The 9,207-nt window shown below is 63.7% G+C and carries 9 protein-coding genes; 3 read left to right on the forward strand and 6 right to left on the reverse strand.

Features of this window, described 5'->3' with window-relative positions; translation table 11 throughout:
* Window positions 1-50: 50 nt before the first annotated feature.
* Window positions 51-608 (forward strand): hypothetical protein, encoded by a 558-nt coding sequence (locus ACIBX3_RS49510; RefSeq protein WP_397127690.1) that lies wholly within the window; start codon window positions 51-53, stop codon window positions 606-608.
* 398 nt (window positions 609-1,006) lie between these two features.
* Here the strand turns inward: ACIBX3_RS49510 and ACIBX3_RS49515 are convergent, their stop codons facing one another.
* The 4 genes from ACIBX3_RS49515 to ACIBX3_RS49530 all read right to left on the reverse strand — a co-directional run bounded on the left by ACIBX3_RS49515 (window position 1,007) and on the right by ACIBX3_RS49530 (window position 3,892).
* Complete coding sequence (locus ACIBX3_RS49515) at window positions 1,007-1,327, reverse strand: hypothetical protein (protein ID WP_397127691.1); 321 nt, start codon at window positions 1,325-1,327, stop codon at window positions 1,007-1,009.
* A 676-nt stretch (window positions 1,328-2,003) separates the two neighbouring features.
* Window positions 2,004-2,423 carry a hypothetical protein gene (locus ACIBX3_RS49520; protein WP_397127692.1) on the reverse strand — a complete coding sequence of 140 codons (420 nt, stop codon included), beginning with the start codon at window positions 2,421-2,423 and terminating at the stop codon, window positions 2,004-2,006.
* Window positions 2,424-2,928: 505 nt separating this feature from the next.
* Window positions 2,929-3,291: a hypothetical protein gene (locus ACIBX3_RS49525; protein WP_397127693.1), complete on the reverse strand. Its 363-nt coding sequence runs from the start codon at window positions 3,289-3,291 to the stop codon at window positions 2,929-2,931.
* 424 nt (window positions 3,292-3,715) lie between these two features.
* The gene (locus ACIBX3_RS49530; protein ID WP_397127694.1) at window positions 3,716-3,892 is read right to left on the reverse strand and encodes an IPT/TIG domain-containing protein; all 177 of its coding nucleotides are present in this window, start codon (window positions 3,890-3,892) and stop codon (window positions 3,716-3,718) included.
* Between the two features lie 672 nt (window positions 3,893-4,564).
* Between ACIBX3_RS49530 and ACIBX3_RS49535 the strand changes: the two genes are divergently transcribed.
* Together ACIBX3_RS49535 and ACIBX3_RS49540 are read left to right on the forward strand one after the other, a co-directional pair.
* On the forward strand, window positions 4,565-6,037 hold the full coding sequence (locus ACIBX3_RS49535; RefSeq protein WP_397127696.1) for a hypothetical protein: 1,473 nt from the start codon (window positions 4,565-4,567) through the stop codon (window positions 6,035-6,037).
* A gap of 979 nt (window positions 6,038-7,016) precedes the next feature.
* A complete protein-coding gene (locus tag ACIBX3_RS49540; protein WP_397127697.1) occupies window positions 7,017-7,373 on the forward strand; it encodes a hypothetical protein in 357 nt (118 codons plus the stop codon).
* A gap of 59 nt (window positions 7,374-7,432) precedes the next feature.
* Here the strand turns inward: ACIBX3_RS49540 and ACIBX3_RS49545 are convergent, their stop codons facing one another.
* Together ACIBX3_RS49545 and ACIBX3_RS49550 are read right to left on the reverse strand one after the other, a co-directional pair.
* Complete coding sequence (locus ACIBX3_RS49545) at window positions 7,433-7,651, reverse strand: hypothetical protein (RefSeq protein WP_397127698.1); 219 nt, start codon at window positions 7,649-7,651, stop codon at window positions 7,433-7,435.
* 507 nt (window positions 7,652-8,158) lie between these two features.
* Window positions 8,159-9,055, reverse strand: coding sequence for a helix-turn-helix transcriptional regulator (locus ACIBX3_RS49550; protein ID WP_397127699.1), 897 nt, complete (start codon window positions 9,053-9,055; stop codon window positions 8,159-8,161).
* Between the last annotated feature and the right edge of the window lie 152 nt (window positions 9,056-9,207).

Raw genomic sequence — 9,207 nt, forward strand, 5'->3', positions numbered from 1 at the left:
TGTCCCGAAAACCAATTCTCGCAATGGAGGGAAATCAATTGGTTTCTCGTATGAGCGGCTCGGCCTCACACGCGGGCGTCAGCGGTCGCCTGCTGACGTGGGTCGTCGCGGCGACGATGGCCTGTGGGGCCGTGGGAATGTCAGGTGCAACGGCGTCCGCGCACGCTGCCACGGAATCGACGGCGGGCACTGCCCACAAGCAGGTAAACCGGCTGGATGGGCCGGGGCTCGACTCGGCGTTCGTGCCTCTCACGACCGCCCCCGGCATCCTCGAGGGCTACGTCTTCCTCGTGACGGCAGACCGCGGCCACCCGCGGGTCTACGATCCTCGCGCTGCAGCTGGGCAGCGATGGGTAAGCCTCAGGAGGATAGAGAACAGCCAGGGTGGCTACGTAACCAACATCAGTATCGCGAGTGAGGGGCTCCTCGGTGGCGCTGGTGTACAGGACCTGCTGATCAGAGCGCGGACCGCTGCCGGTCTCTACGAGACGCGTTGCACTGTCCAGGAGGTCCTGGATGTTGTGGGAATCCCAACCGACACGGCAGTGCCGTTCCCGCCCACCGGGGACCTGACCAACTGTGATCCGTGGGAGGCTATCACTCCATGAGGTCATTATCAGGGCGGGCGGTTCTCGATATCGACGATACCGGGAAGATGTCCGCCCTGATTGATTGCGCTCATGTATTGGCTGGTTCTGCATATTTCTCGTGAGTATTCGCTTACGTGCTGCGACCTTTTGGGCGGACAGTAATGTGATGTCCATTGCAGCGGCTGATCTCGGTCTCTTCACATCGCGTATCGCGTCGCGCTGGATTTCCCAGTGCCTGACCTGGCGGGCGCTTGGTGAAGCCGAGGTATCTGTGTTCCGTGTGGGCCCATCGCCTCGCCGGGCGGGTGACGCCTGTGCGGGACACAGGTACCTCGGCCGCGGTTCACGCCTATCGGGATCCGGTGGCATGAGCCGTCTTTCAAGCGTTCAGCACGCTGCTGCGGAGCGATGCTGGATCACTTCTCGTCGTCCTCTTCCTCATCGTTGAAGAAGTTGCCGAGCGGCGACTTGCTCTGGTCCTGATCCTGGTCCTGGTCCTGGTCCTGCTTAGTGTGCTGCCTCTGGCTCTGCTGGTTGTTGTTGTGGATCCAGATACGGACCTTGTTCTTGTGGCGGTCATGGTGGTTCCCGCCGTGGCCCGTCACGAAGCCGTTGGCCATCGAGGTGACCGCGCCGGCCGTGGCGGCGTTGGCGGTCGAGGAGGTGGTCAGCGCGGCAATGGCGCCGGCCGTGGCGGTGACGACGGCGAGAGCCGCGATGGTCTTGAACTTGGGCATTGAAGTTCCCCCCAAAGGTTTCGGTTGCCCCTGTTCTCAATATCTTCCGGACTGCGTGGAAAATATTGTGGATGGTGACTAATGCGCCATCCATGGATTTTTATTTCCAGGGCGAGTTGGACTAAACGGGCTTCGTGGCATTTTGCTCTAGTTCGACGCTTTCGTCGCCTTCCTTGAGCGTTAGTGATATTTGGGGATTTATCCGTATTGCCCCCCGGTGTGTGGTGAAGTGAAGAACCGGGAAACGAATGAATGCGCCCTCAGCGGTGAAATGTCGAGAGCGCATTCTGGGTGACGTGGATCCTACGGAGAAACGTCGCCGGGCACCTCTCTGGGTGGTGCCAGTGAACGGAGTGCCTGTGTTCCGCGTCGGCTCATCGCTTCGGTGAAGCGAGTGAACGCCTCCACGGGACACAGGCACTCCGGGTGCGGTTCACGACGAGCGGGATGAGGTCGCATAACCGCCCGCTCGACCGTTCAGCGCGCTCCTGCGGAGCGCTTCATGGAGACCAGCAGAGCAACCGCGAGCATCTGCTGGACGAGAGCGCCGCCATGGTGGAGCCGCTAATGCGCTCCTCGTCCGGCCCGCACATCCTGGCGACCAGCCCGCAGGCTCGGCGTCGTGGGCGAGCGCACGATGGGTGTGCCGACGATGGCGCTTCCGGACCTCAACGGATCACGTGATCGGCGGGATCAGGTCGTCAATGCAGACCCTGATCTGCCCAGGCGGGAGGCGCAGGCAGGCCAGCACGGCCGGGTCGATTCCCAGATCGTCCTTGCCGTCCCTCACGACCTTGACGTCGTCCTTCCCGTCCTGCTCGTGATCGAACTGGTCCTGGTCCTGATCCTGGTCCTGGTCCTGCTTCTCGGCCTGGTTCTGGTGCTGGTGGTTGTTGTTGTGGAGCCAGACCTTGATCTTGTTCTTGTGGCGGCTCTTGCCGTGGCCGTTGCCACAGTTCCAGCCTCCGCAGTGTCCGGCGATGAAGCTGCCGCTCGGCGTGGCGCTGGCGGACGAGGAGGCGGTGAGCGCGGCAACGGCGCCGGTCATGACGGTGCTGGCGGCGAGAGCCGCGACGGCAGTCTTGAACTTGGGCATTGAAGATCCCCCCAAAGGTACGGTGCCCCTGTTCTCAATATTTTCCGGACTAGCTGGAAAATATTGCGGATGGTGGCTAATGCGCCATCCGTGCGTTTTTATTTCCGGGCGGAGTACGGCGTAAACGGGCTTCGTGGTGTTTTGCACTTCTCTGACGATTCCGGCGCCATCCTTGAGCGTTTCGCGAAATAAGAGGATTTGTCCGTATCGCCTGCAAATAGGCGGCGAACCGAAGGTCTGGAAGCGAATAAATGCACCCTCGGTAGTGAAATGTCGAGAGGGCATGTTGGGTGACGTCGGTCCTGTGGAGAAACGCCCTCGAGCGTCTCTCGATAGGCGCCAGTGAAGCAGAGTGCCTGGGTTCCGCGTCGGCTTGTTGCTCCGGTGAAGCGGGTGACGCCTCTGCGGGACACAGGCACTCTGGCGTGGTTCACGACGAGCGGGATGAGGTCGTATGATCGCCGCTCGACCGTTCAGCGTGCTCCAGCAAGCGCGCCCCTAGTGATTAGGGAGCCACGGAGTCGGAGCCCCCGTTGCCGTCCGGCTCCTCCAGGAGCTTGACGACGTCCTTGTGCTCGTCCTGCTCGTGATCGAACTGGTCCTGATCCTGGTCCTGGTCCTGGTCCTGCTTCTCGGCCTGGTTCTGGTGCTGGTTGTTGTTGTTGTGGATCCAGATGCGGACCTTGTTCTTGTGGCGATGCTTGCTGTGACCCCAGCCATGGCCACAGTTCCAGCCCCCGCAGTGTCCGGCGATGTAGCTGCCGCTCGGAGTGGCGTTGGCGGACGAGGAGGCGGTCAGCGCGGCAACGGCGCCCGTCATGGCGGTGCTGGCGGCCAGAGCCGCGATGGCAGTCTTGAACTTGGGCATTGAAGATCCCCCCAAAGGTTTCGGTTGCCCCTGTTCTCAATATTTTCCGGACTGCGTGGAAAATATCGTGGATAGCAGATAATGCGCCATCCGTGCTTTTTTTGTTTCCAGGGTGAGTGTCGGGTAAACGGGCTTCGTGGTGCTTTGCTCTACTCTAACGCTATCATTGCTCTTATTAAGCACTTACGAAATAGATTGGCATAGTTTGTCCGTATTGCCCTCGATGTGGCGAGCTGATCGCGGTCGAGGCGCGCGATTGCGCTCTCGACGGCGAACGCGTCTAGACCGCACGTTGTTGGATCCCACGATCCCTTGTATTCCTGCGCAGCTGTACTTATCGCTCTTTGACTGGGTGGCGAGGACGGGGCTCGTGCCTGAGGCCGGGGCGGTGAGCGGTTGTTGGAGATCACGGTGAAGGTGGACGTCAGTGCTCCGAACCGCACCGGGGTGCGTCGCTGAATCCGGATCCGTCGATCGTGACGATGGTTCCGCCTACCTGCTGACCCGTGTTCGGCGACAGAGTGGCGATGATCGGAGCCGGCGCGTTCACGTACGTGAAGGGGACGTTCTGCGTGCTGATGCCAAAGGGGCCGGTCACCATCACATTGACCGTGCCCGTGCCTGGCGGGGAGAGGGCGGTGACGGTGGATGAGCCGCCTGCCGTATGACCGAGGCGCTCCTGGGCTGAGACCATGGCGCGGCGGGCGGTCTCCTCGAACGTCCCGTCACCGGCGCGGCGCAGACGAAGTAGTCCTCGCCGTATCGGCCGTTGTCGAAGCACAGGATGTATGCCTCGCAGCAGGACGCTTCGATCACGCGGCGGTGGGCCGCGAAGGATGGGGTTTGCCGCCGCGCCTGTCCAGACCCGCAGTCGCAGGGATGACCGTGCCCTTGTCCTGGTCGTTGGCCATGGACGTCGTTCCTTTTCGAAAGTTCCGCGAGGGGCTGGCTTGCCAGATTCGACATCCGACCACCCGGCGAAGTAGAGCCAGACACACGCCGGCGCTCGCCAGCGGGACTCCACCTGGCTTCCCCGGCTGTCCGCCGACAACGCCCCCGCCCTACCTCGGGGTGTCGTCACGTATCCAGCAGATCGTCGGCGCGGCCTGAACCCGATTTGTCCTGAGCTTCCCTATTACCGATCAGGTGAAGTACTGGACGACACTTTGCGTACTGCGCCGCAAGTGACCGGCTTCGGTCATTCATCCTCGATTTGTGGTCAGCAGTCGCATCCTGTGTGGTCCTGCTGGCCACGGGGATGAAAGGAGCCGGGATGTCGAGTACAACAGGTCATTCCGTCGATTCAGACGGACCCGAATCCCGTGCGATCGCCCGGCTCGAGATCGGCCTGATCGTCGGCGGCCTTGCCGGGATGACCTTCCTGCTGCCCCATCAGCTGCTCTGGGGTGACGGTGGGGTCCGCTACGTGCACCTCTGGGAGCTACTGGTCGCGGGGCACCTCAGCGAGGAGAAGTATTCGCTGATCGGCTCCTTGTTCTCTACCCCACTCTGGCTGCTGGGCATGGTGTATCAGTCACCCGAATGGTGGTGCGAAAAGTACAATACGCTGGTTTTCGCGGCAGGGCTGTTCATCTTCTACTGGATGCTCCGCAATCACGTGCCGCGCAGCCTGCTTCGCCGATTCCTCCTGCTGCTGACCTTCGCCTCGATGTTCTCCAATCACTTGCTTTTCTACTGGGGCGAAGTGTTCACGGCGGTCATGGTAGGCACCGGCACCGTCTGCCTGATCGCCAAACGCCGCGGATGGACGGCGATCGTGCTCGGTGTCGCCAACACCCCAGCCACCCTGCCCGCCATGATGCTGTTGACCGCCGAACGCATCTGGGCCATGCGGCGACTCCGATTGGCGCTGGCCTTTTTCGCGGCCGCGGCGGTCGTCCTGCTCGAATCGTGGGTCCGAAGGGGCAGCCCTTTTGAGACCGGCTACGGCGACGACAGAGGGCCTGAAACGATCATGCCGTTTTCGGGTCATCCAGGACTCAGCTATCCGATCTTCTTCGGGCTCCTGTCACTGACGCTGTCGTTCGGTAAGGGCCTGCTGTTCTTCGCACCCGGGCTCTTCCTGCCCGTACGTCGCAGGCTTGCGGCATTTCCCGGCCGTGCCGGCGTAGATCTGAACGCGCTTTACAGGATGTGGATCACGTTCGTGGTGGGTTTGATCCTGCTCTACTCCACCTACTGGTCGTGGAGCGGCTCCACCTTCTACGGGCCCCGCTACCTTCTGTTCGCCTCGTTGCCCGCATGCCTGGTACTTGCGGTCCGCCTGCACCGGCAGGACACGTCGATCCTGGCGAACACGATCACAGTGCTGGCGCTCGGCCTCTCCCTCTGGGTCGGCTTGAACGGAGCCGTCTTCGGCGACGCCCCCGCCCGCGATGTCTGCCTGGAGCCGACTGGCCCCTTCTTCGAAGCCCCGCTGTGTTACTACACACCCGAGTTCAGTGCCCTATGGGTCCCGCTCATTCATGCCCAGGAACTCACCACCGGGCAGTTCGTCTACCTGCTGTACGGTCTGTGGGTGGCCTTCTACCTGATGACGCCCCCGCTGCTGGCGCTGGCCACACAACTTCTCGCCCGGGCACGGTTCCTGGCGAAGAACGCCCGCGACGACCGCGACAAGACATCGCTCCGCGCGGCGTCGGCAATGGAGGGCCGATGTCAGTTGGCCACCAGAAGCGGGATAGTGATCGCCCCGTCCCATGACCGGCTCGACGAGGTCCGATGAGACCTCCAAAAGTCCGTGCCTGGCGTACGAACCTGATGTTGTCGTCGCTGCCCTGACGGGACCCTTCCGCCGCCCCCGGCGCCGACGGCCACCGCCGCGGTGCGGGCCCGCCGACGCCGAGCTCGCCGTACACGGCGCTGACGTAGTCACGGACCGTCTTGTAGAGCCGGGAGGAGATGGCGGCGTCGGGCAGCCCGCGCGCCATCAGGTCGAGGACCTCCACCTCGCGCTCGGTGAGCTCGGGCAGCACCGGGTCGGCGACGGTACGCCGGGTCTCGGTCCAGACGAGCCCGGCGAGTGCTCGGACGGCGTTCGGGCCGAAGCACGCGCCGCCGTCCTGGCAGATCTCCAGCGCCTGCAGGACCTCGGCCCGGCCGCCCCTTTGAGGAGATATCCACGCGCGCCCGCCTGTACGGCGGCGGCCAGCGAGTCGTCGGACTCCAGCATCGTCACGACCATTACCACGATGGCCGGCCGCTCGGCCGGCGAGTACCCGGTGGCCGCTGGTGGCAGCCGCCTTGCGGGTGACCACAGGTGGGCACGCCCCCTGTCCGGCCTCGACCTGGTGGCGAAGCTCCCCGCCCGCCCCTGGACGAGCGCCGCATCTGCCACTGGTCGCACCGCCGACAACGCCACCGAACCGACGTCCGGCGAGGCCGCTACATCGAAGGAATCGCGCGATCCAACAACATGCGCTCTCGGCGGCGAAAGTGCCGAGAGCGCATTTATGCGTCCCGACGGGGATCGGTTCGCTATATCAGGGGCAATGCGGACAAATCATGTCAATCCATTCCATAAATCCTTAATAAGAGCAATGGGAGCGTTAGGGTAGAGCAAAACGTCACGAAGTTCGTTTACCCGGCGCTCTCTCTGGAAATAAAAATGCGCGGATGGTGCATTAGCCGCCATCCGTAATATTTTCCATGCAGTTCGGAAAATATCAAGAACAGGGGCAACCGAACCTTTGGGGGGAACTTCAATGCCCAAGTTCAAGACTGCCATCGCGGCTGTCGTAGCCAGCACCGCCATGACCGGCGCGGTTGTCGCGCTGGGCGCCTCCATGAGCGCCAACGCCGCGGAGAGCAGCGGCTACACCGCCGGAAACTGCGGCGGTTGGGGTTGCGGCCACGACCGCCACAAGCACAAGGTCCGTGTCTGGATCCACAACAACAACAGGCAGCACCAGAACCAGGCCGAGAAGCAGGATCAGGATCAGGATCAGGATCAGGACCAGCTCCATGCCAAGGACCACGAGAAGGCAGAGAAGATTTTCGTGCCCGAGCCGACCGTGACCGTTACCGTGAGGCCGACCGTGACCATTACGTCCGGCGGCTGAACTGCTCCAGCCTTGTGGAGGACCTGAAGCCGGCATGATCGTGCGGGCTGAAGGGAGAATCACACGCAGTGCAGCCCCGAAGAAGTACCAGCAGGAACTGCGTGAGGCGTGCGGTGCGGATCCTCTTTGAGATTCGCGAGCAGCCCGGGACCGCGCCCGGTGTGATCGCTCGGGTCGCGCAGCGGCTCGGCGTGCAGCACGAGGCGCTGCGCGGCCGGCTCCGCCGGGCCGAGATCGACGACGGCCACCGGCCCGGCACCTCCACTGCCGATGCTCACGAATCGCCGAGTTGGAGCGGGAGCCGCGTGAGCTGCGCCGGGCCAATGAGGTCCTGAATTCGGCGGCTGCCTTTCGCCGGGAACTCGACCCCGACCGCCCGGATGGCCGCCTTCATTGACGCTCATCGCGACCGGTTCGGCATCGAGCCGATCTGCCAGGTGCTGGGCCTTGCCCTCGACTACCACGCGGCCAAAGACCCGGCGGGCCTTCAAGGCCGGATAGTCAGGGTTCTCGGGGCCTTGGCAAGGGGTTGGGGAGTCTGTTGCGGCGGTGTAAGGCCGGAGCCGATCTTGGGGATGAGCCCGGTTTCGGCCCATCGTTAGAGTTGTCTGTCCATGGTGTGCAGGGTGATGCAGCAGCAGGGGTTGCTGCGGTCGGGCCGGGCCGTCGTCCAGTCATTCGTTGTAGCGGAAGATCGCGACTTTGCGGGTGCTCACCCCTGGGCGGCGGGGTGGGAGCAGGCCGTGCGACGGCAACGCCTGGCGTCCTCACACTGAACGGCCGGCTCACGGCTGGATGTGCGGCTCCTCGGGATGGTGGGGTTGGAGTCCTTGCTTCCGGGCCCAGGCGTCCAGCCGTTTGATCGCGTCGTGATCGGGACTGCCGTGTGGGGCGGTGAGCAGCACGATGGCTTGCTCCTGATCCTCGAAGCTGGTCAAGGCCTGCCAGTCGAGGCTGAACTCTCCGACGACGGGATGGCGGAGGCGGCTGCGGCCGGAGGTTTGCAGGGTCACCAGGTGGTCGGCCCACCAGGTGCGGAAGTCCTCATCCCGTACGGACAGTTCGCCCACGAGTTCTTGCAGGCGGGGCACGTCGGGGTAGGCTCCGGCGGCCATGCGCAAGGTGGAGACAATCTCTTGCGCGCGGGCACGCCAATCGACCTGCATGGACCGGACGTGGTCGTCGAGGAAGATCATGCGCACGTAGTTGCGGTGAGCCGGATTCATGGCGGCCAGATCGCCCATCAGAGCGGCGCAGAGCCGGTTCCAAGCCAGGATGTCCAGGTAGCGCCCGAGCACCAGCGCAGGGGTGTCGACGAGGTTGGCCAGCAGCCGGGCCGTCTGCGGCGTGACGTGCTGGTCGGCGTCGCCGGGCTGCTCCAGCGCCTCGGGGTAGGCCAGCTGGAACAGGTGCCGTTGCTGATCGTCGTTCAGGAGTAGCGCGCGGCCGATGGCGTTCAGGACCGATCTGGAGGCGGTGCGCACCCGGCCCTGCTCCAGGCGGGTGTAGTAGTCGGTGCTGATCCCGGCCAGCTGGGCCACCTCTTCCCGACGCAGGCCCGGGACACGTCTGGGGTAGGGCGGCTCGGGCAGGCCATGCTCGGCCGCGGTGACGGCGGCGCGGCGGGCGGTGAGGAAATCGGCCAGCGGTCCCCTGGCGGAGGCGACTTCAATGCTGTCCATACCAACCGATCATGTCATCGGTACGGAGAAATTTCCCGGGAAGAGTTTTCCTAGGAATAACCGATCCTTCCAGCTCAGCGGCGTGGTATGTGAGGGTGGTTCTCGAGGGAAGAGCTGGCCCTGCAGTACTGGAGGGGGGCTGTGGGGCCGCC

The sequence above is a fragment of the Nonomuraea sp. NPDC049480 genome, assembly GCF_044465905.1.
Lineage (GTDB): Bacteria > Actinomycetota > Actinomycetes > Streptosporangiales > Streptosporangiaceae > Nonomuraea.

Excerpts from the sequence above, each read along its gene's own strand:
- ACIBX3_RS49510 (WP_397127690.1), top strand. The coding sequence starts at position 51 with ATGAGCGGCTCGGCCTCACACGCGGGCGTCAGCGGTCGCCTGCTGACG.
- ACIBX3_RS49515 (WP_397127691.1), bottom strand. The coding sequence starts at position 1,327 with ATGCCCAAGTTCAAGACCATCGCGGCTCTCGCCGTCGTCACCGCCACG.
- ACIBX3_RS49520 (WP_397127692.1), bottom strand. The coding sequence starts at position 2,423 with ATGCCCAAGTTCAAGACTGCCGTCGCGGCTCTCGCCGCCAGCACCGTC.
- ACIBX3_RS49525 (WP_397127693.1), bottom strand. The coding sequence starts at position 3,291 with ATGCCCAAGTTCAAGACTGCCATCGCGGCTCTGGCCGCCAGCACCGCC.
- ACIBX3_RS49530 (WP_397127694.1), bottom strand. The coding sequence starts at position 3,892 with ATGGTGACCGGCCCCTTTGGCATCAGCACGCAGAACGTCCCCTTCACG.
- ACIBX3_RS49535 (WP_397127696.1), top strand. The coding sequence starts at position 4,565 with ATGTCGAGTACAACAGGTCATTCCGTCGATTCAGACGGACCCGAATCC.
- ACIBX3_RS49540 (WP_397127697.1), top strand. The coding sequence starts at position 7,017 with ATGCCCAAGTTCAAGACTGCCATCGCGGCTGTCGTAGCCAGCACCGCC.
- ACIBX3_RS49550 (WP_397127699.1), bottom strand. The coding sequence starts at position 9,055 with ATGGACAGCATTGAAGTCGCCTCCGCCAGGGGACCGCTGGCCGATTTC.